The organism is Acidisoma sp. PAMC 29798, assembly GCF_030252425.1.
GTDB classification, from domain to species: Bacteria; Pseudomonadota; Alphaproteobacteria; order Acetobacterales; family Acetobacteraceae; genus Acidisoma; species Acidisoma cladoniae.
Genome location: NZ_CP126995.1, coordinates 49,864 through 72,727 on the forward strand (window position 1 = coordinate 49,864; position 22,864 = coordinate 72,727).

Sequence of the window (22,864 nt, forward strand, 5' to 3'; positions counted from 1 at the left end):
CGCAGTACCATGGCCAGTCGTGGTCGGCCACCAGGAGAACCGCTCTTGCCAGCAATTATCACGCTCAGGCTGGTTTAGCGCCTGGCATGGAGCACTTCACAAACTTCCCCACATGGTCGCGACAATGGACAACCTTACTCGTGGGCGACGGGCACTTCACGAACTTGCCCGCGCTGTCCCGGCATTGAGCCGCGTAAGCGCTGGACGTGGCAAAACCCAGGATCAGTGCCGCAGTCAGTAGATGACGCATCTCGCTCTCCCAATTGGAACAACCCAAGTTGAGGGCGATGGCTGGAATCGCAAGGGTAAGCAGGGCGGCCAGAGATTTTCCGGCATCACCACTGTCGGCTGGCGTAGGCGGCTTAGGCGGTCGTGTCCATATCGCGCGCGGCACCGAGGGGGTTGCAAGCGGCGGCCGTGGCACGCGCGAGCAAGATCATTCGCCGGGCCGCGACGCCTGCTCCAGCCATATCGCCGATCGCATGGGCCAGTATCAGTGAACCATCTCGCCGTCAGGTTGCCCTTCATTAATCGCCCGTACGCATGCCTCCGTGACGAAAGTCAGAAACTCTTCCAAAACCCGCGTCTCACCCTCGGTTAGCCCTTCACGGTCAATATGAACAACCCTTGGGCCTTTGCCTGTCAGTTTCCTCACGACCGGCCGCCTTCTTTTTCGTTCTTAACGTGGAACTGCACACCCGGGTCGGCAATCGAGCGTTCGACGTGGGCGAATAGCCGCAAGGCTTAGAGCGAGCGTCGCGAGAGGCCCCGGGAGTTCGGGGAGTCAACCCAAATGGGCGTGCTTGCTGAACAGCGCTACTTTGTCTTCATACGTGAGACGTACTATGCAGCCGCAACCCTCGCACTCGAAACTCCGAATCGATTGGAACCACATACCTCTTTTGGCTACTTCATGGCCACACTGCTTGCATAGCAGGGTGAGGTAGACGTTCAATAAGTTGCTTGAAAGCACCAGCGCCGCAGCTCCAATTTCGGTGTCAGTTACAGGCGACCACATCGCCTCCCTTCGAACTCCGGCCCCGTAAGGTCTCAAGGGGCCATCTGCATTGCCTTCCGACATCTTCCGTCTTGTTGTTGCCCCACCTCGTGTGGGAAGGTTTCCGTCGTTGGCAGCAAAAGAAACAGCCTACGTCGCACCATCCCGAGGTCTATACGCCCATATCAGCCTGGCTGGAGCCGAAGCTTTTCGTTGCGGCCAATTCGTGGAGAACAACCCGTGGCCTATGGGGAGCAGAGAGCGAGCCGCGTGGGTCGCTGGTTGGCTCAATGCTCAAGCACTGGTTAAGCCTCCTGCTGGTTCTGTCGCGATTCTCGCTCAGCATCGCGTCGATCAATGTTTCCGTCCCGGTCGATTGCCCGGTAGAGGTAGCACCGCCGGCCGCGGACCTTCAGATAGGTCTCGTCAACATACCAGCTGACGCCGGCTGCGCGCCGGGTCCAGTGAGGCCGTTTGCGCAGCGCGTTACCCATGATGGGCAACAGCTTTACCTCCCAGTCGCGGACGGTCTCGTGGATTATATCGATTCCGCGCAGCGCCATAATCTCGCTCAGGTCCCGCAGCGTCAGCCGGTAGCGCAGCCGGCAGAACACCACGAAGGCGATGATGTCGCTCGGCAGCGAGGTCCGGTTCAGCACCCCACCGCTGCGCTCGTTGAACTGCCGTCCGCAATCGCGGCATCGGTACGCCGGTAGCCTCGTGCCGTGACCTCCCGGCGTTCATTTACCGCCGACGAGCCACAGCCAACGCAATCCATTCCCGGCGCCCCTACCTATCGTCCAACGCTCAGTTTACCCGTTTGGTGAAGGCATCCAAACCTCCCCCGTCGTGGCGCGAGGACTGACAGAACCAGATCATGCACATGATCCGCAAAGGACCGTTTCGCTCAACAGGAAAGTTGCGTCCGGCGCAGCAGTTCTACTCCCTGGCCGGCTAGGCCGAACCACTTCCTCAAGGAAAACTCAACCACTCCGGGAATTTGCGACAGAGCCCATTTTTTCGCCGCCGTTGACATGGGGTACATGCGATCATCCCCAAGGCACTGTTCAGACGCCATATCGTGGCATCATGGGTCAGACCGCCTGCAACCATCCATCCCAGCGCGGGTCATCCAGGACCGAGCGCGCACGCATGTATTTCCAGACACCGTATTTGAAGAAGTCGAAGTCCAATGCCGAGATTTTCTGCTGAACCATGGACCACGCCGCCCATTTGATGTCGGCCAGCGCCTTATGCACCATTACCCGTGCGACGAGGGCGGCATCGACGCGCCCGAAATAATGCGCGATCAAGGCGTGTTCGGTTGGCTCGTCGAAGAACATCTCCCCGAACCAGATGCCGAGGTCGTAGCAGCGGTCGTTGTTGGAGGCGTATTCATAGTCGATCATCATAATCGTACGCGCATCATCCATCATGAAATTTCCGGCCATCGGATCGTTGAAGCAGGGTACGAGATCGAGGCCCGAAGCCTCCAGCGCCGCCCGTGCGCGCCGATATTGATGATCCAACTCCGGAAAATCCGGCGGCACCCAGCCGCCGAGCATGCGCACCTGCTCATGATGCTCATTGATCATGTCAAAGACCGTCTTGGTCTGGATCAGCATCGCGCCGCCATGCAGGGTGCGATAGCAATCGAGCGCCGTGCGGCACAAAGCGACATCGCGGAAATCGGCATGGGTGCAGGACCGCCGACCCTCGACGAAATCGCTGATCTCGATGCCGTCGGCCGCCAGAAACTCATAGACGCGCGGTCCCACGCCGAGTTGGGCCGCCTGGCGGCTGGCATTCATAGCGACCGCGCGGTCGATGAACATCTCCGTGCCCTTGCCGGGGATCTTGACGAAGAAGGTGTTTGGATCGTCATCGACCCAAATCCGCCAATTGGCGTTGCTGATACCACCGTTCACGGGCCGATAGCGCAGGCGATGCCCTTGCCATGGCGACACGCGGCTGATCGCGGCTTCCAGATCGCGCTCGGCCGGGGTTGTGGCCTCACCCAGAATGCGTTCCATCTGTCCCGCCTAAAGCCGATGCAGCCGGGCCGCGAAATCTGGCGCGCGCAGCGCCATCCGCGCGCGCAGCAGCCGCCATTCGCCGAATTTCAGAAACTCCAGCTCCTTTCTGGGCGAGGTGTGAGACAATATCAGGCCCCATAGCCCCCAAAGCAGATCGTCCGCCATGGCATAGGCGCGGCAACGATTGAGCACGGATCCGGTGCAACGGCCTTCCTGCATTTCGATGCCGCGCCGCCAGCCATCCTCAAAATCCTGAACCTCGTTCAACAGCACGGCAAGATCGTAATGCGGATCGCCCTGGCCGGCACAATCGAAATCCACCAGCAGAACGCGGCCATCGGGCGCCAACATGATGTTGGAGGACTGGCCGTCATTGTGGCAAGGCACGCTGTCCCGTCCGGCTGCGATGAAAGCCGTCTCGATCGCCCAAGCTTGATCGAGCAAAGCGGGCATGTCGCTCGGCAGGGCAGTGGCCGTCGCCTCCGCCCGCGCAGCAAGCATCCGCACGCGCGAAAACACATCCCAGACCCGGGGCAAAGCCGGCCCCTGGCGGAAGGTCCTTTTGGCGTCGATGACGGACTGGAGCACCGCCGGCGTGCCGAGATCGCTCAAGCGGGCGCCCCGCCAGGGCGGCGGCAAATAGGCCAAGGCCAGCGCCTGATGATCTAGCACACCGAAAGCCACAACTGGTCCGATGCCGGCCCGCTCGGCTGCCCGCGCGCCGGCATAGGCCGCCACAGGGTCGATGAGGTCGGCCATCTCGGGCTGGAGGATCTTGAGGAACAGCGCCGCCGGCTCATTCTCCGCCGTCACGATCCAGCTCGACCATTCCGCCGCCTGATACATCGGCGAAGCGACGGCGGCGACGCCCGGTTGCCAGGTCAAACCGGCCTTGCCGCCCCAGGGCGAGGCGGCCAGCACTGCCGCGACATCCACCGTCACGCCGCCAGCCCTTCCTCGCAAAGGCGCCACAGCATGCGCGCCAGCAGTTCCGCGCCAAGGGTGAGGTCCTCGGGGCTGGTGCGTTCCGAGGGGTGATGACAGACGCCGCCGATGCTGGGCACGTTGATCACGACCGAGGGGCAGACGTGGATCATGCAAATGGCGTCATGCGCCGCGATGGTATCAAGCCGCCGCGTCACCAAACCCAATGCCGCCGCTTCCGTTGTTGCCAGGGCAATCAGCCCCTCATCGAAGAAGCCGACGCCGCGCCTGTCGATGTAGCGCGTCTCATGCCGCGTCCGCGTCGCTTTGGCGGCGATATCCGCCTGGGCCAGCATTTCCGTCTCGGCCCAATCGATCAGCGCCTGATCAGGTGAGCGAAGTTCGAGAAACAGCACCGCTTCGCCCGGCACGACATTGGGGGAATTCGGGCGCACTTCCAGCCGCCCAACGGAGGTATAGAGCGTGCCTTCGGCGCGGCCCGGCATGGCGCCGAGCGCCGCGATCAATTGCGCCGCACCCAATAGCGCATCCTGGCGGTCTTCCATGGGCGTCGGGCCCGTATGCGCCTGGCGACCGATGAAGGCGAGGCGGTATTTCACCGCGCCCCAATGGCGGGTGATGGCGCCGAAACGCGCCCCTTCCCGCTCCAGCACCGTGTTGCATTCGACATGCAATTCGACATAGGCCTGCGGCTTCGGGAAGGTCGTTGATCCGTCATAGCCGATGGCGCCGAGCGCCTGCGCGACCGTCACGCCGTCGCCGTCTTGCCGACTGCGGGCGTCATCGGCATCGAGAAGGCCCGCATAGACCGCACTGCCGAGCAGGCTGGGCTGGAACCGCGCGCCTTCCTCATTCGTCCAATCGACGATGGCGAGGTTGCAGCGCGGGGCGATGCCTTGCGCGATCATTCCGTCCCGCACCGATTGCACCGCTTCACAAGCGGCGAGAACGCCATAAGCGCCGTCGTACCGGCCGCCATGCGGCTGACTGTCGAGATGCGAGCCCGTCATGACCACGGGTCCATCCGGCCCGGCCCAATCGAGCAGCCCGACCATATTGCCCATGCAATCCACCGTTACCACCATGCCTTGCGTCTTCATCCAGGCGGCGAGATGGTCACGCGCGGCGCCGTCCTCTGCTGAGAGCGTCAGGCGATGCATGCCGCCATCGGCCTCACCGCCATGGGCGATGAAGGCGTCCATCAAGGCGTGGAGCCGATCCGCCTGGATCAGGGGGATGTCCGTCATTCGTAATAGCCTCTCGTGTCCGGTCCGCCCCCCATATCAGATTGAAGCCGATAGGGCAGTCACATGACAGGCGGCGAGGCGGCCACGCGGGCGTGTCCACAGTGGTGGCTCCATCTCACGGCATAGCGGCAGCGCCTCGGGGCAGCGGCCGGCGAAGGAACAGCCGGGCGGAATGTCGATCGGGCTCGGCGGCTCGCCATCCAGCAGCACATCCTCGGTGCGATAGGGCTTCTCATCAAGCGTCGGCACGGCGGAGAGCAGTGCCTTGGTATAGGGATGCCCCGGATCATAAAAAACACCGCCGGTATCGGCAATCTCGACCATCTTGCCGAGATACATCACGGCGATGCGCGTGCAAACGCGCCGCACCATTGCGAGGTCATGCGAGATGAAGAGATAGGTCAAGCCATGCCGCGCCTGCAACCGCTCGAAGAGGTTGAGCAGACGACCCTGCTCTACCGGGTCGAGGGCGGACAGCGTCTCGTCCAGAATGACCAGCCTCGGCTCCAGGATCAGCGCGCGTGCGATGTTCACGCGCTGCCGCTGCCCGGCACTCATGCCGACTGGAAGCCGATTGGCATCTTCCGGCGCGAGCCCGACTTCAGCCATGACATCGCGCACGCGGGAGGCGATTTCGCGGCGTCCGACACCATGGATCTGCAGCCCGACTCCAATGGTGCGGCCGATGGGCATATGCGGCGGGATGCAGTTGTACGGGTCTTGCAACAGCAATTGGAAACCGCGCCGCATGGCGAAGCGATCGCGCCCTGTCATCTCTGCGATATTCCGCCCCTCGAACAGGATGGAGCCTGTCTCCGGCGCCTCCACCCAGGACAGCAGGCGGGACAGCGTCGATTTGCCGCATCCGGATTCACCGACGAGGCCGAAATTGTCGCCGCGAAAGACATCGAAATTGACGCCCCGCACGGCCTGCACATTCTGCTTGCCGAACAGGCTGTCGCGGTTCTTGACACGATAGGTCTTGGTTACGTCAACGACTTGAAGAATCGGCTGCTCATGCCGCACCACCGGTTCAGGGATCGCCTCCCCGGTCCAGATGCGTGGCGTGCGCGCGACCAATTCGCGCGTCACGCTATGCTGCGGATGACGAGACACCTCATGCGGCTCCCCGCGCTCGACGATCTGTCCGCCCGCCAGAACGACGACCTCATCCGCCACATCCGCGACAGAGGGGACGGAGGTGCTGATGAAAACGATGGCGGCGGACATCCTCTCGCGCAATTCGCGCAGCAGACGCACGATCTGCGCTGCGACGGTCACGTCCAGCGGTTGGATGATGTTGTCGCAAATCAGCAGATCGGGCTCATTGATCATCGCATCGACAATCACCGCGCGCTGCAACATGCCACCCGAATATTGATAAGGAAACTCCGCATAGCGACGCGCAGCGGAAGGAATGCGCACCGCGTCCAACAGAGCGATCACCTGTCGCTGCGCATCCGCCGCCGCAATGCCAGGCCGCACCGCGCGCAGTTTTTCGGCGATCTGCACGCCGACGGGCAAGGTGGGATCGAAGGCATTGCCGGGATCGGCGCCGATGAAGCCAATGCGCGCGCGGGCATTGCGCTGCACGGCGGGGTCCAGCAAATCGCGCTCGCGAAACCGGATAGTGCCGCCGGTGACACTGAGCGGCGGTGTGATCCAACCCGTCATGGCCTTGGCGAGCGTTGTCTTGCCGGAGCCGCTTTCACCGAGGATGCCGAGCACGCGATTGCTGTAGATATTGAGGTCAACGCCGACGAGAATCACTCGCTTCTCGCCGGCACGAAGCAGATCGATCGACAGGCCTGCGATCGACAGCAGCGGCGCTTCGCTCATCAGATGGTGCCTCCCAGAACCTTGTTGCGCGCTCGTTCGATCGAGGCGCCGACGAGGTTGATGGACAGCAGCGTGGCGAACAGGAAGCCGCCCGGCATGGTCGAGATCCACCAGGCGTTGATCAGGTATTGCCGGCCATCGGCGATGATATTGCCGAAAGTGGGCGTGGGTGGCTGCACGCCGATACCGATGAACCCCAGGATCGCCTCGAAGATCATCATGCGCGCGACGTCGAGCACGGCCACGAAAGCAATCGGCGGCAGCACATTGGGGGAGATCATCTGCAACATGATGCGCAACGGCGAAGCGCCGAGAATTGTCGCGCCGCGCACATATTCGCGTTGCCGCTCCGACAGCGTGACCGATCGCGTGACGCGCGCATAGACAGGCCAACCCGAGAGTGCCAGCACAAGCGTGACGGTTGCCGGCGACGGTCGATGCACGGTCAAAATGGTGATTGCAAGAATGATCACCGGCACCGCGAGCTGAGCATCCGTAATGCGCATCAGCACGGTATCGACCCAGCCGCCGTAGTAGCCCGCGACCATGCCGACGGCCGTGCCGACGACGAACATGATCACAACGGCGGAGACCGCGATCATGAGAGCATTCTGCAGGCCGATCAGCGACCGCAGGAAAAGATCCCGCCCCAGTTGATCGGTCCCTAGCGGGTGCGCCCAATGGCCACCGGCGAGAAAAACCGGCGGCATGAAGCGCTCGCGAATCGCCATCTTGGTGGCGGAGAGATGCGTGAGGTGGGGATAGATCAGCGCTCCGCCGATCAGCAGAATGAGGAAGAACAGGCCTAGCTTGAACTCGAACTGGCTGTACGTCGCCCGCCACAAGCGGCGGCCGGGGCTTGCTCCGCGCACCGGCGTTGCGGGAACAGCGAGATCCGTCGTGATATCGGATGCCATCAGAAATCCAACCGTGGATCGATCTTCGTGCAGATGAGATCGACGAAGATGTTGATGACGACGAAAAGGCAGGCGGAAAGCAAAGCCACGCCCTGGATCACCGGAAAATCCCGCTCCAATACGGCCTGAACCGTGAGCAGGCCGACGCCAGGATAGTTGAAGATGAATTCCACGATGAGCACACCTCCGAGCAGCGCGCCGACCTGGACGCCGAACAGGTTCAGAACGGGCACGGCCGCGTTGCGCAAGATATGGCGAAAGAAGATCCGGCGCCGCGACAGGCCGCGAATGCTGGCGAGTCGCACGAAGTTCTGCTGCTGCGCGGAGCCGATGGAAATGGCGAGGCTGCGCATGAACATCGGCGACATTTCGATGGCGATGACGAAGGCCGGCAGAATGGTATAGGCGAAACCCTGATAGCCGATCGAGGGAATCCATTGGAGTTCGGCCGTGATCGTCAAAGCGAGCACGATCGCCAGCCAGAAATTCGGGATCGAGACGAAGGCCGATCCGAGGTAGAGCGCGAATTTGTCCATCCAACCACCCTGGCTCAACCCTGCCGCGACCCCGACGGGAATGGCGATCAGCAGCGCGAAGACCAGGCCGAGAGCGGCCAATTGTATGGTCATCGGCACGGTCTGGATCAACAGATCCAGCACCGGCGCCTTATCTCCCAAAGCATCCTGATCGCGCGCGCCCGAAACTTCAGAGCCGTTGCGTGCCTTGATGAAGGAATGACCGAGGTCACCCTCCATCGCATGGCCCAGCCACCGCACATATTGCACGGGGATGGGATCGCGCAGGCCCATCGCCTTCGAGGTCTGCTCGACCACCGCGTCACTCGCCATCGGTCCCAGGATCAGCCGGGCGGGATCGCCCGGAACCAGACGCAGTGCTGCGAAGATCGCGAAGGACACGATCACGACGATCAGCAAGCCCTGAGCGAGCCTGCGGATCAGAAACGTCGCGAGAAAAGCCATGCGGCGTGCCCTTCTTAGGTGCTCTTGAACTCGGCCTTATGCGCGTCCATCGGTCCGTTCGGATAGATGTAGAGCCCTTCGAGGCCAGTGGTGATGGCATTGAGGTTCACCGACGTGAACAGCGACAGGGATGGTGCCTTGGAGGCGATGACCTCGGTCGCGGTGCCCACCAGCGTCTTGCGCTTGGCGACATCCGTCTCGCTGCGCTCGGCTTCCAATGCCTTGTCAATATCGGGATCGGAGACACCATTGATGATGCCACCGACCGGACCGGCCTTGGAGTAGAACATAGCCCGCAACACCATGTCCGGCTCCGGGGTGCCGGTCGACCAGCCGCAATCGATCATATTGCCCGCCGGCTCCTGGCCCTTGCGCTGATACAGCACATCGCCCCAGGCGCCCGTCTCCATCACCGTCAGCTTCACGTTGAAGCCCTGCTCCTGCATCATCGCGGTGATCAGCTCACCGTAATCCTTGGTCTTGGGATAGAATCCGGTCGAGGTGATGTATTCCACTTCCGGCAATCCCTGGCCTTTAGGGAATCCGGCCTTAGCGAGCAGCGCCTGGCACTTGTCGGCGTCGAATTCCGGATAGTTCGGCACCTTCTCATAGCCGAATTTCAGCGGACTGATGTAGGAGCTGGAATCGCCACCGGCGACATCCATCAATTCCAGAACCTGCGAACGGTCGATGGCGTGGCAGGCCGCGAGACGGATCAAGGCATTGTCGAAGGGCCTCTTGTTGCAGCGGAAATGCAGGTACTTGTTCTCGGTCGAGAGTGTGCTGCCCGTGGTGACCCGCGCCTCCTTCTTGAGCGTGCCATACTGCTCCGGCTCCAAGCGCTGCAACACGTTGATATTGCCGCTCATCAGGCCGAGCACGCGGGTTGTCGCATCACCGACATAGCTGAACTGGACGAAGTCCAGCAGCGGCTTGCCCTGGTAGTATTTGTCGAAGGCCGCCAGGTTGGAGGTATTGCCTGTTTGATTGACGAACTTGAACGGGCCGGTGCCATTGGGGCGCTGCGCCAGGGTCGCGGGCGTCTTCACGTCGTCTTTCGACATGATCGCCATGAAGCCACCGGTGAATTGAAACGCCGAAGCCGGAAAGCCGAACTTCTTGGTATGCAAACGCGCCGTCAACCGATCGACGACCTCGACCTCGCATTGGCCCGGGTAGAGCGCGCTGGCGGGCCGCGCCGGATTTGTCGCGTATTCCATCGTCGCCTTCACATCCTCGGCGCCGAAGGATGCGCCGTTATGGAAGGTGATGCCGTCGCGCAGCTTGTATTCGAGCGTGTAGGGATCGATGAGCGTCTGGCTCACGGCGAGTTCCCAGACGATCTCACTCGGGTTGGCGGCACGCAGCGGCGTGCGGAACAACTGGCCGAATACGAATCCTTCGAAGTTGATCTGTCCAAGCGAGGTGTGGCTGGTCGGATCCCAATTACCGGTCACCGGCTCCGCCGAGGCGAAGACCATGGTATTGCGTCCCGCCGCGCGGGCACGACTAATGAACGGCATCGGCAGAGCGAGCGTGGCGGAAGTGCCCATGGCTGTCGCCAACAGCGTGCGTCGAGAAACCTGATTCATATCGTCCCCAGCGTTACATGCGTGACATCCGGCACCCGTGCGACTGAGACTGCGCCCCTTTTGCGGTGTCGGCGGTCATTGAGTCCTGCCACCGACATGCCGCGCGACCCACCTGTCCGTGCCTGATGCTCAGGCTATGGAACCTAGGCTGGCGGGTCGTTCTCCGATGTCCTTATCCTAGGCTCAGCATTCCCGCATCGCCAAGCAAAAAATCCACAACCCCACCAAAAACCACACAAAGCCACATCGTGGCGCTTGCCCCCGCGACACGGAAGGACGCATCATCATCGCGACCGAGTTGGGGGATACGCCTTGCGGCTAGACGAACGGCAGCAGCACATTCTGGACCTGCTCGGCGCGGTGGGGCGCATCGAGGCGGATCTGGTCGCGGCGCAACTCCGTGTCTCGCGGGAGACCATCCGCCGCGACCTGATGCAGCTGGAGAAGGACGGTCGTGTCCGCCGCGTGCATGGCGGCGCGGTGCGGGTGGAACCCTTGGGCGAAAAGCCGTTCCGCACCCGCAAGCGGGTTCAGATCGCCGCCAAACGCCGGATCGGCGCCACGGCCGCGACATTGCTGCGCGCCGAGCAATCCTGCTTCATCGATGCAGGCACAACCACCGCAGCCTTCGCAGGCGCCCTTGCGGGGCTCGACGGTCTGCTGGTGGTGACGAATTCGATTGAGGTCGCGGTCAATCTTCGGGCCGTCAGCGCAAATGCCGATGTCATTCTGCTGGGAGGACGCATGGCGATCGAGGTGCCGGCCACCCATGGTGAATTGACCATCTCAGAAATCGGTCGTTTCCGTACCGATTTCGCGGTGCTGTCCCCGGTCGGCATCGATGCCCTGGGCGGCGTCACCTATCATGAATTCGGTGAAGCCGAGATCGCGCGCATGATGATGAAGAATGCGGCGGCCACCATGCTGTTGGCCGATCACACCAAGCTGGGCCGTATCAGCCGCGCCACCGTCTGCGGCTGCGGCGAACTCGACATCCTGGTGACGGATGCGACCGCCGATAAGACGGAAGCTTTTCGCGCGGCAGGCGTTAAAAGGATCGTCCGGGCGCATTAGAGGGTTTTGTCGCATTTTTTGCGTCTTGACGGCTTCCTGTATGATGGGAGGGCGCAGTTTTGGGACGAGACGATGGCGATTGACTTCAAGGGCAGTCGCTTCGAGCGGGATATCATCCTGTGGGGTGTGCGGTGGTATGTGGCGTATCCGATCAGCTACCGCCGGCTTGAGGAGATGATGGGTGAGCGGGGCGTTGAGGTCGATCATTCCATGCTGAACCGCTGGATCGTGCGCTACGTGCCGTTGCTGTGTCAGGTTCCCTTAACTAGGTCCTGCCTGGTTCTCGGTGCAGGAAACGCATTTAGAACGGAAGAACCCGAGCTCGCAACAATTCCACTCCCGCGCGGCCATACATGGAGCGCTTCAGGGTCTTCAGTCGGCTGATCTGGCCCTCTGTCTGGCCGTTGCTCCAGGGGAGCGTGAGCGCGTTCGTCACCGCGTCCAAATCGCTTTGCAACATTCGGGCGAAGCGCTGCATCTCGTATATTCGGCACTCGTGTGCATCCTTGAGCCATCGACCAAGCGCGTCGATGTTACGGCTACGAAGGATGCCTCGAAATCGCATCGCGAGCTGCCGCATGACCACGAACTCTGGCGAATTCGCCTTGAGCGCATCGACCGTTGCCATTTGACGGACCGATAGCAGCGGGCGGGGCTTGATACACAATGCGCCCGCCGTCAGGGGCGAGAGGGGCCGACCGGTGGTAGAATCGCGAGGCATCGGTATTGATGACGGGGGCGACTGTCGCTCCTTTTCCTGGCCTCTGCGGCTTGTCTTGCTGCGCCAGGGCGCAAAAAGACGTGCCAAATGCGTGCAGCATCCCGTGTACCCGAGACCCTTGATCTCAGTGAACAGGCGGGTCGCGAGTGTGCAACCCTCTTTCCAGCGACGAGCCAGGTAGTCGTGGAAGTGTCCCGGTGAACGCGGTGACCTGGCGATTGCGTTACGCGATGGCAGTTGCTCGAGCCTCACCCAGCGGTCCACGCGTCGACGGCTGAGGCCGGGTTCCTCGCAAATAGTCGTTGCAGTCTTCCGGCGTCGTAGAGGGCACGAATCTGCGCAAACAGGTCTTCCCGCACGCCGTGGAGACCGGCCCTGGTATCTGCCGCTTCGGCCGCGACGGAGGCGCCCCGTCGAAGTGGTCTGCCCAAGCGGCCCAACTGCTGCTCGATCCGCTCGTGCAGATTCTGCAGCAGGTGGAAGCGGTCGGCAACCTGGACCGCTTGCGGGGCACCATCACGCGCCCCCTCGGCATAAAGACCATGACGGTCACGGCTGACGACTTCGACTCCCGGATACGCACGCAGCCACGCTGCGGTGCTGGTCGAGCTTCGGTCTGGCAGGATGTCCACCACGCGTCGCCGCTTCAGGTCCACCATGATCGTTCCATACGTCTGCCCCTCCGTCCAGGACCAGTTGTCGATCCCGACCACTCGGAGCGAGGCTCGCGGTGATCTGGCGCGGGCGCGACGTTTGAGATGGTTCAAAACGGTATCATCGCTGGCCTGAAGACCGAGCCTTGATAGGATGCGCTCAGCGGGTTTGCCACCTGCGGCATGCCCGAGCGCCTGCAGGATGTCGATGACCTGACGCGTATGTCGAAGCAGGGGCTCAGCCAAGCAAGCCGGCTGCTCGGCCAATATCTTCTGGTCGCAAGTGGCCTCGCGACATCGCAGGCAGGCGACCCGAAGGCGAACGACGACCGGGATGCCATGCATTGGAAGGTCTCGTAGCCGCCGCCAGTAACTGCTGTGCCGACCTTCAAGCGACAGCCGCAGGCCGGACACAGGCCGTCGCCAAGCGCAGACACGGAGACGACCCGTTCCGCACCCACTCGCTCAGCACCCAGCACATGGATTCTGGGACCGAAGGCGAAGATAGCCTTCATCGTCATCTCCTTCCCCGTCCCTGAGCAATATCTCCTTAAATCGTCACGAACTGCACCAAGAACCAGGCAGGACCTAGTTAAGGGAAACTGACACATGCGGGCGTTCGCGATCTCGTCGACACAGCCTTTCGCTCGTGAAGTGGAATTTGGCATTTTGGAACGGCAGCGCTCGCCGTAATCGATAAGCGAGCTGGTATTGTTCGCTAGGGAGGGGCTACGTCGTACCCCTCACCCTCGGAGAATGAGCAGCACGTCTGCAACGAGATTACGGATATGGCGCCGCATCGCAGCGGCGGCGGCATCGGCATCGCCAAGGCTGAAGGCGTCGAGGATGGCGAGATGCTCTTCGGCATCGGCGCGCACGCGCTGAAAAGGGCCCGCAATCTCGAATAACCGCGTCGAAATCCGCACCTCACGCACGAGGCGACTGAGAACGGCGTTGCCGGAGGAATCGGGAAACATCACATGCAGCCGGTCATCGACCTGCCAATGCGCGCTGAGTTGCGAGGGTGCCTCCCCGAGCCGCGTGATATCACGACGCAGGCGCTGGATATCGGCCTCATCGATCTTGCCGATTGCGAGCCGGATCGCCTCGCATTCCAGCAACTCCCGCACTTTCATGCTCTGAAAATATTCAGAGGCCGAGATCTGGCGCACCGTGAACGTCCGTGATCCCTGCTTGACCAACATACGTTCGGCGGCCAGACGCAGCATCGCCTCGCGCATCGGCGTGCGTGTGATCCCGAGTTGGTCGCCGAGACGCTGTTCGACAACGGCGCTACCGCCGGGAAGCGCGCGTTCCAGGATCAGTCGGCTCAGTTCGGCATAGGCGTGTTCGGCTAGGTTGTGTTCCGGCTCGTCTTTTGGATGCGTGATCACGGCCCGGCGTTCTCTCCTGCGTCACCATCGAGCAGTCCGGCGACGATCAAAGCGCGTCTAAGCGCGTCAATCTCGTCGGGTGGCAGTGTGACGATCGGTGCGCGTGCCTGGCCGTTCGGCCAGCGGCCAAGAAGCGCCATGCAGGCCTTCAACCGCGCGGTGGCGTGGCCACCGGGCGACGTGCCGTAGATCGCGACCGCCAAGGGCTGAATTTGGTCGTGGAGCCGCCGCGCCGTGGGGAGATCGCCGACTGTCACGGCGCGATCCAGCGCCACGATTGCTTCCGGCATGAGCACGGCGAGGCTGACGAGGCTGCCCTCGCTGCCGATCGCGAAGCAGGGGAACAGATGCTCGTCGCCGGAGGCCATCATCGCGACATGCGGCGCCTCCCGCGCGAGCAGGCGACGATGCAAATCGTAAGCGCCCACCTCCCAGCTTCCTTCCTTGACGGCGACGACGCCGGGCAGTTGTGCGAGACCGACCAGCAGTTCCGGGCGATAGGCCATGGCGCCGGCGCCGACACTCGCTTGGTAGAGCATCATCGGCATGTCGGCAGCTGCGGCGATGAGGCGGTGATGCCGCAACACCATCGCCGCATCCTGCGACAAGGCCCAGGAAAACGGCGGAAAGACGAGCACGGCATCCGCCCCGGCTTCTCGCGCGTCTGCCGCGTGGCGCCCGGCTTCGCCGCTTTCCTCGCACAACACACCGGATACGATGATGGCGCGGTCGCCAATGGTCTGTTTCGCGATTTGAGTGACGCGGCGACGCTCCTCGCGGTCGAGCAGGAAGCTCTCGCCGGCATGGCCGTTGCACAACACGCCAACGATGCCGTCCACGGCTGCCAGATCCGCGAAATGCCCGGCGAGACGCGTCTCGTCGATATGACCGCGGTCGTCGAGCGGTGTCAGCGTGGCGGCATAGATGCCACGATAGGGGTTCTGGATTTGAGGAATCATGCGACACTATCCTGTAGGCTTGATCCGGCGGCCGCAAGCAGCCGCGCCGGGTTGAAGGCGTGCGGGGACTCGGCCACGCCCAGCACGATGTCCGCGAGCAGCCGGCCCATGAAAGGGCCGCTCGTATAGCCCGAATGCACGCAGCCGACGACGAAGGCATCCGGCACGCCGGGCAGGGGCCCGATCGCCGGCATGGCGTCCGCCGTTTCCGATTCCAGGCCGAGCCAGATGCGGGCGATCCGCGCTTTCCCCAGCGCGGGAACGGTGTGGCGCGCGAGCCGAACATTGCCGATCAGATTGTCGGGAATCGCCTCGACCCCACCGCGCACCACGTCGCCGCGGCCCTGCCAACCGCCGCCGATCAGCACGGTTCCGTTCTCGAACTGCTTCAACGACAGCAGGCCGTTGGCGATGCCAAGGACACTGCGCATGACGGGCCCAAGACGCTCCGTCACGACCAGTTGGTTGATCAGGCAACGAATTGGCACCGTGAGGCCGAGCCAGGACAGCATCTCCTCCAGCCAGACGCCGCCGGCCAGAACGATGCGCGTGGCGCGCACGCAACCTGCGCCGACGCGGACGGCCCAGGCGCCGCTTTCGCGCGCGATGCCGGCGGCGGCTTCGCCTTCGAACAGGGTCACGCCTGCGACCGTGAGCGCCTGACGATAGGCGCGGCCCGTGAGATAGGCCGTCACGTGGCCATCGAGCGCGCAATAGGCGGCAGCCAGGATCGTGGGATTGACGCCCAGCTCGATCTCGGCTGCCTGCGCGGCCGTGATCAGAGTGATGGGGGCCCCAGCCTCCCGCCGCGCGGCCGCGCGCTTTTCCAGCATGTCCCGTTCATCAGCGGTGAAGGCGACGGAAAGGCCTGGCGCGGAGCGCGCGCCGACATCCATGCCCAGCCAGTTCGGCGCGTCGAGCCACATCTCGCGCCCTCGCATCGCATGGGGAATGAGGGCCGCGCGTGTCATATGCAGCGTCAGCGTGCCGGCATTCACGCCGGAGGCTTCCTGGCAAATGCCGCCGCGATCGATCAGCGCCACCCGCATGCCGCCGCGCGCCAGAAAGAGAGCCGCCGTCGCGCCCATGACGCCCGCGCCGATCACCGCGATATCGAAGACCTCGGTCATAGAGGGGCCGCCGGTGGCAGACGAATATCCGCATATTCGTAGACGCCCGTGAGCGCCTCGACCGGAAGCGGCCGCAGCGGGGTGCGGGCGGTGAAGACGCCCACCTCAGCCCGTGCCCGGCCGGTGCCGGCAGCGACGAGAGCGCCGACGATATCGCCGCAGACCCGGCCCTGGCACGGCCCCATGCCGCAGCGCGTCCAGGATTTGAGCTGGTTGATGTCGCGCGCACCCTCGCCGATCGCGCGGTCGATCTCCGCGCGGGTGACATCCTCGCAGCGACAGACGATCGTTTCCGGCGCGATGGCGGCAATCTGCCCGCGGCGCGGCACGCTGAGCCGCGCCATGGCGGTGCCGACGGTGCCGACACGGGAGGCGCTGCGGCGCAGGGCCGCGATCTCCTCAGCCGGAACGGCGCATCCGTGATCCGCCGCTGCCGACAGGCCCGCGATCTGCCCCTGGAGGAACGCGGCATCCGCGCCGGCGATGCCCGCACCGTCCCCGGCGACGTAAAGGCCGGGCAGGCTGGCGCGGAACCCGGCATCCGTGCGCGGCTGCCAATGGCCGCGCGCCTGATCGTAGTCCGAAGCCGCCCGCAGCAGGCGCGCGGCATCGGATGCGGGAACCAGGCCGTGACCGACGGCGACACTGTCCACGGTCATCCGCCGTCTGGCGCCGTCTTGGAGGCGGCCCGTGCGGTCAACCGGCGCCAGAGTGATCTCAAGCTTCGCGCCATTGGCCTCGGCTTTTTCGATGACATGGCCGAACAGCAGCGGCACTCCGGCCGCCCTGATCTTGGCGTGCCAGCCGAGGCCGCGCCCGAACAGGGCCGGCCGCGAGGCGAGGGCGGGCAGTGTGGCGAGCCAATCGGCGCGGCTGGCGATATCGACGACGGCCGCGACGTGGCCACCCACCTTCAGGATGCCGGCGGCGACTGCGGCCAGAAGCGGCCCGGTGCCGGCGACGAGGGTGGCTGTCCCCGGCGCCATGCCTTGCGATTTCAGCAGGATGGTCGCCCCCGCAAGGCCGATGATGCCCGGCAGCGTCCAGCCGGGGAAGGGCACCACCCGCTCCTGCGCGCCAGTGGCGAGGATGAGGCGCGTCGCCTCGACCATGCGCGGGCCGGCCTCGCCCAGAGAATCGACGCGAAAGCCGGCGCCGTCTGCCAGGGGCGTGATCGACCAGACGATTTCGCCTAGCCGGCATAGGGCGCCGCTGGCGGCGAGCGTCGCACGCAGAGTTTCGCCCGGGCGCGTCTCCGCCGTATCGCGTGGAAGGCCGGGCGCGGGGGCGCGGTAGACCTGACCGCCCGCTTCGGTCGCCTCGTCCATCACGATGACGGAGAGTCCGTATCGACGCGCGGCGATGGCGGCCCCGACACCCGCCGGTCCAGCACCGAGCACCACCACGTCTGTCTTTGCCGTCATTCCAGGGTGACCCGTCGCACGTCCATATCGGCGACGAGGGATGTGCGACAGGCGAGGCGCCGATGCCCATCCACGTCCACGAGGCATTCTTGGCAGGATCCCATCAGGCAGAAGGCGCCGCGTGGCATCTCTGCTCTGGGGCTGCGCCTCAGGATGCGGCGGCCCTGCGCGATGAGAACGGCGGCCAACATGCGGCCGGCCGCGCCGGTCAAGGTTTCGTTGTCGAAAGTGAAGGCCACCACTTCCGGCGCATGCGCGCCTTTATCGCTCAAAGCTTTTCTCCGTCGGCCGCAAGATGAGAACTTCTCGGGCGCGCGTTTTTGATATATGGATCATATACGATAACCGTCCGGCAGACAACACGCCCGCCGGCAACATGAAAGAGATGCTGATGCGTTTGCGCTTTGGAGCGGCTTTGGCCGTCGGACTAGGCCTGTGTTCCGCGATCTCCGCGGCCGCTTCCGCCCATACGCTGAGCGAAGTGATCGCCGCCAAAACGATCAACGTTGGCATCAATCCCAACCTGCCGCCGCTGGGTGAGTTTGGCGCCACGAACCAGATGCAGGGCTTTGATGTCGATGTTGCGAACAAGCTCGCGGCACTGCTCGGCGTGAAGGTCAATCTCGTCCCGGTCAATTCGTCTGACCGCGTGCCGTTCCTGCTCGCGGGCAAGATCGACATGGTGATGGGCGGCCTGACCCGCACGGCCGACCGCGCACAGGTCGTGGCCTTCACGGTGCCGTTGCAGACCGAAGCGCTCAGCATCCTGACGACCGAGGGTAAGCCCTTCACGAAGTTCAGCGACCTGAACGCGGACGGCGTTCGGCTGATCGAAGTGCGCGGCACGACGCCGATCGACTATATCAAAGCGAACCTGCCCAAGGCGCAGGTGACATTGTTCGACAACTATCCCGACGCGGTGCGCGCGCTGGCGCAGGGCCGCGGCGACGCGATCATCGACGTTGTCGATTATCTCGGCCAGTACATGAAGAACTACAATCAGAAGTGGCGCGTGATCGCCGACAAGACGACCGAAGTGGACTATGATTGCATCGGCGTCACGCAGGGCAATGACGCGCTGCGCAGCTGGCTGAATGTGGCGCTCTACCAGATCGAAAGCTCGGGCTTCGTGAGCGACACGTACAAGAAGTGGTTCGGGATTCCGATGACCTATCCCGTTTCCCTGAGCCCGTACTTCTAAACGGCGATGGGTTACACGCTACAGTTTGGGCAGGTGCTGACGCACCTGCCTTATCTGCTCGCCGGCGCGCTCATTAGTCTGGAACTCGCCTTCCTCAGTTTCTGTGGTGGGGTCGTTCTGGGTTTGCTGGGTGCGATCGGCCGCGTGCATGGCGGCCGCGTTGTCTCCGGGCTGGTGCGTGGCTATGTCGTGTTCTTCACCAACACGCCCCAGCTTGTGCAGATCTACGTGATCTTCTTCGGCCTGCCCGATTTCGGCATTCTCCTCTCGCCCTTCTCGGCCGTGCTGCTCGGCATGACGCTGAATGCGGCAGCCTATCTCGTCGAGATCCAGCGGGCAGGGCTTGCGTCCGTGCATCGCCCGGAAATTGAGGCCGCCGAGGTGCTCGGCATGAGCCGCCTGCAATCGCTGCGCTACGTCACGCTGCCGCATATGGTGCGGACGCTGTTTCCGCCGCTTAGCAACCAATATATCATCATGACGCTCGGCACCTCGATGGCCGCGATCTTCGGCGTCGAGGAACTGACCGGTCGGGCGCTTAATCTGAATGCGACGACGTTCCGGTCAATCGAGATCTTCACCATCACCGCCGGAATCTATGTCGTGCTGACGATTGTCGCGACAGGTCTTTTGAGCCTGGTTGGTCGCACGCTGTTTCGCGCCCGGATCGGCTGGTCGCTATGAGCACGCTTCTGTTCGAGTTGCAGCGCATCCCGACCGTTTTCGGCTATTACAATCTGCTGTTGCTCGGTCATGCCGCTGTCATCACGCTTCTGCTCTCGGTGCTTGGCGGTATCATCGGTGGCGCCGGCGGCCTGGCGACCGCGATTCTGCGTCGCTCGCGCATTGCATGGCTGAAGCCGCTGCGGATGGCTGCATTTCTCTTTGTGCATCTCTTTCGGCGCATCCCTTTTCTGATCACGCTCTACATTGTCTTCTTCGGGACCCAGGCGCTGAACTGGAACCTGTCGCCCATTACGGTCGCGCTCATCAGCATTAGCCTGATAGGCACGGCCTATCTGTCGGAGATCATGCGCGCCGGTCTGGCGGCGGTTCAGGTCAATCAGACCGAGGCCGCGCAGGTGATGAATTTCGGCGCCCTGCGAACGCTGCGGCTGGTCGTGTTGCCACAGGCCTGGCCCATCATCCTGCCCCCGGCCTTTGGCTACCTTGTGCTTTTCATCAAGGACACCGCGCTTGCGTCGCAGATAGGGGTGCTGGAGCTGACGGATGCAGGCAAGATCCTGAATGACAAGGGCCTGCCCGCCTTCCTCGTCTACGCTGCGGTGCTGCTGATCTACTTCCTGATTTCCTACCCGCTGACACTGCTGGGTTCCTGGCTGGAGAAACGCCTTGCCGCACCTCGAACTCAAAGCGCTTAGCGCGAGCTACGGCCGCCTGCCGGTGTTGCGGGACATCAGCCTCGATGTCGCGCGCGGTGAGGTGGTCAGTCTTATCGGGCCGTCCGGTTCGGGCAAGAGCACGCTGCTGCGCGTGCTCGTCGGTCTCCTGCCGCCGAGCGGCGGGACCGTGCGGCTCGACGACCAGGATATCCGCTACGACAATCGTGCATCGCTTCACGCCGCGCGCGACAAGATCGCCATCGTCTTCCAGCAGTACAATCTTTTCCAGAACATGACGGTTCTAGCAAATGCGATGATCGCGCCGGTGAAGATCAAGGGGCGCGACTGGAAAGTGGTGGAAGCCGAGGCCCGCGCGCTGCTGACGCGCATCGGACTCGGGGAGCGGCTTCACGCCTATCCCGATCAGCTTTCCGGTGGCCAGCAGCAGCGCGTGGCGATTGCGCGCGCGCTGCTGCTGCGGCCTGAAATCCTGTTGCTAGATGAGGTGACATCGGCGCTCGATCCCGAACGTGTCAGCGAGGTGCTCGACACGATCAGTATGCTGTCGGCAGACCGCATCACCATGCTGATCGTCTCGCATGAGATGAGCTTCGTGCGCGAAGTCTCCTCCCGCGTCGTCTTCATGGATGGCGGCGTGATCCAGGAGATCGGGTCTCCCGCGCAAATCTTCGATGCGCCTCAGATGCCGAGGACGCAGGCCTTCGTCAGCCGCATCCTCGGCCGCAGCAGCTAGAAGACCGCCGGCGCCCTCGGCTTCGCCTGCTCGGGCAGATCCCGCGACAGGAAGGTGCCTCCGCCCTTGGCCCCGCACAGGACGCCGTTCTCGACCACGATCGTGCCGCGCAAAATTGTGGTGACAGGCCAACCCGTGACGTCGAAGCCCTCATAGGGCGTGTAGTCCGCGCCATGATGCAGCAGCGATTGACTGAGCGTGACCTGCCGTGCGGGATCCCACAGCACGATATCCGCGTCGGAACCTATGGCGATGGTGCCCTTGCGCGGATACAGCCCATACATCCGCGCGTGATTGGTTGCGGTGAGAGCCACAAAGCGATTGATCGAAATTCGACCTTTCGTGACCCCTTCGGAGAAGAGAATCGGCAGGCGTGTTTCGATGCCGGGAATGCCGTTGGGAACCCAGCGGAAAGAGCTGCGCGCTTTCGGGTGCATCTTGCCAGTCGCTTCACGAAAGCGGAAGGGACAATGGTCGGAGGAGAAGACCTGGAACACGCCGGTTTCGAGACCTTCCCAACAGGCCTCCTGGCTTGCGACATCGCGAGGTGGGGGCGAGCAGACGAATTTCGCGCCCTCCATATCCGCGCCGTCCATGTCGGCCTCCGTCAGAACGAGATATTGCGGGCAGGTCTCCCCGTAGATCTTCAATCCGCGCGCCTGTGCCCAGCGAATCTGCTCCATGCTTTCGCGGCCGGAGACATGGACGATCATGATGGGGACATCGACCAACTCGGCGAGGGAGATGGCCCGATGCGTTGCCTCGCGTTCGACCACGGCCGGGCGTGAGGCGCCGTGATACAACGGTGCCGTCTTGCCTTCGTTCTCCAGCTTCTGGGTGAGGAAGCGGATGGCGTCGAAGTTCTCGGCATGCACCATCACCAGCGCGCCCTGTTCGCGTGCCACCGACATGACGTCGAGGATCTGCCGATCGTCGAGGCGGAGATCCTCGTAGGTCATGAAGACCTTGAAGGAGGTGTAGCCATCCTGCACGAGGGCCGGCAGGTCCTGGCCCAGCAACTGCTCCGTGGGGTCGCTCACGATGAGATGGAAGCCGTAATCGACGTAGCATTCGCCGTCGGCCTTCGCATGGTAGTCGCGCACGGCATCGCGCAAAGACTGGCCCTTTTGCTGAAGGGCAAAGGGGAGAACAGTGGTATTGCCGCCGAAGGCCGCCGACAAGGTGCCCGACTCGAAGGTATCCGCCTGCACTGTTTCCGGCCCATTCGGCTGGTCGATATGCACATGGCTATCGATGCCCCCGGGCAGAACGAGAAGGCCTGTCGCGTCCACGTCGCGCGCGCCTGGCGGCAGATTTGCCGCCAGAGCGACGATCTTGCCGTCACGCACGCCCACATCGCATTGCATGGTGTCCGAAGCGGTGACGACGGTGCCACCACGGATCACGAGATCGAATTCAGAGGTCATGGTATCCCTAGGACGAAGCGCCAACATCTCTGGAGGCCATATCCGGCGCGGGGGGCTTGTTGCAAGCCGGCCTGAGGATTTCGACATGATGGCGAAACTGGCCTGTGTGCAATTATTCCGGTTCGGTTGCAAACGGTAGGAAGGCCTGCTGGAGGTGAGGAATGACGAAGCTGGGACAGGGGGCGGGCCAGATGGCAGCGGATCAGGACGGCTCGTTTAAGGGACGGCTGT

General features: G+C 63.2%; 21 protein-coding genes and 1 pseudogene. 6 read left to right on the forward strand and 16 right to left on the reverse strand.

Annotated elements, in window-relative coordinates; translation table 11 throughout:
- Positions 1–1,302 precede the first annotated feature (1,302 nt).
- The 8 genes from QP803_RS22010 to QP803_RS22045 form a co-directional block, all read right to left on the reverse strand.
- The gene (locus tag QP803_RS22010; RefSeq protein WP_284948120.1) at positions 1,303–1,656 is read right to left on the reverse strand and encodes a DDE-type integrase/transposase/recombinase; all 354 of its coding nucleotides are present in this window, start codon (positions 1,654–1,656) and stop codon (positions 1,303–1,305) included.
- 435 nt (positions 1,657–2,091) lie between these two features.
- Positions 2,092–3,030, reverse strand: coding sequence for a choline/ethanolamine kinase family protein (locus tag QP803_RS22015; RefSeq protein ID WP_284948121.1), 939 nt, complete (start codon positions 3,028–3,030; stop codon positions 2,092–2,094).
- Between the two features lie 9 nt (positions 3,031–3,039).
- The gene (locus QP803_RS22020; protein WP_284948122.1) at positions 3,040–3,975 is read right to left on the reverse strand and encodes a phosphotransferase family protein; all 936 of its coding nucleotides are present in this window, start codon (positions 3,973–3,975) and stop codon (positions 3,040–3,042) included.
- Positions 3,972–5,225 carry a Zn-dependent hydrolase gene (locus QP803_RS22025; RefSeq protein WP_284948123.1) on the reverse strand — a complete coding sequence of 418 codons (1,254 nt, stop codon included), beginning with the start codon at positions 5,223–5,225 and terminating at the stop codon, positions 3,972–3,974. The genes QP803_RS22020 and QP803_RS22025 overlap by 4 nt, the downstream gene beginning before the upstream one ends.
- 36 nt (positions 5,226–5,261) lie before the next feature.
- Entirely contained in the window at positions 5,262–7,064 is a 1,803-nt protein-coding gene (locus tag QP803_RS22030; RefSeq protein WP_284948124.1) for an ABC transporter ATP-binding protein, read from the reverse strand.
- The gene (locus QP803_RS22035; RefSeq protein WP_284948125.1) at positions 7,064–7,981 is read right to left on the reverse strand and encodes an ABC transporter permease; all 918 of its coding nucleotides are present in this window, start codon (positions 7,979–7,981) and stop codon (positions 7,064–7,066) included. The genes QP803_RS22030 and QP803_RS22035 overlap by 1 nt, the downstream gene beginning before the upstream one ends.
- Positions 7,981–8,961, reverse strand: coding sequence for an ABC transporter permease (locus tag QP803_RS22040; RefSeq protein ID WP_284948126.1), 981 nt, complete (start codon positions 8,959–8,961; stop codon positions 7,981–7,983). The genes QP803_RS22035 and QP803_RS22040 overlap by 1 nt, the downstream gene beginning before the upstream one ends.
- Positions 8,962–8,975: 14 nt before the next feature.
- A complete protein-coding gene (locus tag QP803_RS22045) occupies positions 8,976–10,514 on the reverse strand; it encodes an ABC transporter substrate-binding protein (RefSeq protein WP_284948127.1) in 1,539 nt (512 codons plus the stop codon).
- A gap of 351 nt (positions 10,515–10,865) precedes the next feature.
- On the opposite strand from QP803_RS22045, the gene QP803_RS22050 reads away from it, so the two are divergent.
- Both QP803_RS22050 and QP803_RS22055 read left to right on the forward strand, forming a co-directional pair.
- Positions 10,866–11,627 carry a DeoR/GlpR family DNA-binding transcription regulator gene (locus QP803_RS22050; protein WP_284948128.1) on the forward strand — a complete coding sequence of 254 codons (762 nt, stop codon included), beginning with the start codon at positions 10,866–10,868 and terminating at the stop codon, positions 11,625–11,627.
- 72 nt (positions 11,628–11,699) lie between these two features.
- Positions 11,700–11,870, forward strand: a pseudogene (locus QP803_RS22055) (IS6 family transposase); the annotation flags it as partial.
- Between the two features lie 58 nt (positions 11,871–11,928).
- Here the strand turns inward: QP803_RS22055 and QP803_RS22060 are convergent.
- The 7 genes from QP803_RS22060 to QP803_RS22090 form a co-directional block, all read right to left on the reverse strand.
- The gene (locus tag QP803_RS22060; protein ID WP_284948153.1) at positions 11,929–12,348 is read right to left on the reverse strand and encodes a transposase; all 420 of its coding nucleotides are present in this window, start codon (positions 12,346–12,348) and stop codon (positions 11,929–11,931) included.
- Positions 12,349–12,596: 248 nt separating this feature from the next.
- On the reverse strand, positions 12,597–13,346 hold the full coding sequence (locus QP803_RS22065; protein WP_284948130.1) for a transposase: 750 nt from the start codon (positions 13,344–13,346) through the stop codon (positions 12,597–12,599).
- Between the two features lie 398 nt (positions 13,347–13,744).
- Positions 13,745–14,395, reverse strand: a complete 651-nt coding sequence (locus QP803_RS22070; RefSeq protein ID WP_284948131.1) for a GntR family transcriptional regulator — start codon at positions 14,393–14,395, stop codon at positions 13,745–13,747.
- A complete protein-coding gene (locus QP803_RS22075; RefSeq protein WP_284948132.1) occupies positions 14,392–15,354 on the reverse strand; it encodes a dihydrodipicolinate synthase family protein in 963 nt (320 codons plus the stop codon). Before QP803_RS22075 ends, QP803_RS22070 begins: the two co-directional genes overlap by 4 nt.
- Complete coding sequence (locus QP803_RS22080; protein ID WP_284948133.1) at positions 15,351–16,484, reverse strand: NAD(P)/FAD-dependent oxidoreductase; 1,134 nt, start codon at positions 16,482–16,484, stop codon at positions 15,351–15,353. Before QP803_RS22080 ends, QP803_RS22075 begins: the two co-directional genes overlap by 4 nt.
- Positions 16,481–17,908, reverse strand: coding sequence for a (2Fe-2S)-binding protein (locus tag QP803_RS22085; protein WP_284948134.1), 1,428 nt, complete (start codon positions 17,906–17,908; stop codon positions 16,481–16,483). The genes QP803_RS22080 and QP803_RS22085 overlap by 4 nt, the downstream gene beginning before the upstream one ends.
- Positions 17,905–18,180: a (2Fe-2S)-binding protein gene (locus tag QP803_RS22090; protein WP_284948135.1), complete on the reverse strand. Its 276-nt coding sequence runs from the start codon at positions 18,178–18,180 to the stop codon at positions 17,905–17,907. The genes QP803_RS22085 and QP803_RS22090 overlap by 4 nt, the downstream gene beginning before the upstream one ends.
- Before the next feature lie 119 nt (positions 18,181–18,299).
- Here QP803_RS22090 and QP803_RS22095 point away from each other — a divergent pair, with 119 nt between their 5' ends.
- The 4 genes from QP803_RS22095 to QP803_RS22110 are packed head-to-tail and all read left to right on the forward strand — an operon-like array spanning position 18,300 to position 21,206.
- Positions 18,300–19,109, forward strand: a complete 810-nt coding sequence (locus QP803_RS22095; RefSeq protein WP_284948136.1) for a transporter substrate-binding domain-containing protein — start codon at positions 18,300–18,302, stop codon at positions 19,107–19,109.
- Between the two features lie 6 nt (positions 19,110–19,115).
- Entirely contained in the window at positions 19,116–19,793 is a 678-nt protein-coding gene (locus QP803_RS22100; protein ID WP_284948138.1) for an amino acid ABC transporter permease, read from the forward strand.
- Positions 19,790–20,491 (forward strand): amino acid ABC transporter permease, encoded by a 702-nt coding sequence (locus QP803_RS22105; protein WP_284948139.1) that lies wholly within the window; start codon positions 19,790–19,792, stop codon positions 20,489–20,491. Before QP803_RS22100 ends, QP803_RS22105 begins: the two co-directional genes overlap by 4 nt.
- Positions 20,463–21,206, forward strand: coding sequence for an amino acid ABC transporter ATP-binding protein (locus QP803_RS22110; RefSeq protein WP_284948140.1), 744 nt, complete (start codon positions 20,463–20,465; stop codon positions 21,204–21,206). Before QP803_RS22105 ends, QP803_RS22110 begins: the two co-directional genes overlap by 29 nt.
- On the opposite strand, the gene hydA is transcribed toward QP803_RS22110, so the two are convergent.
- A complete protein-coding gene (gene hydA, locus QP803_RS22115) occupies positions 21,203–22,633 on the reverse strand; it encodes a dihydropyrimidinase (RefSeq protein ID WP_284948141.1) in 1,431 nt (476 codons plus the stop codon). The genes QP803_RS22110 and hydA overlap by 4 nt on opposite strands.
- Between the last annotated feature and the right edge of the window lie 231 nt (positions 22,634–22,864).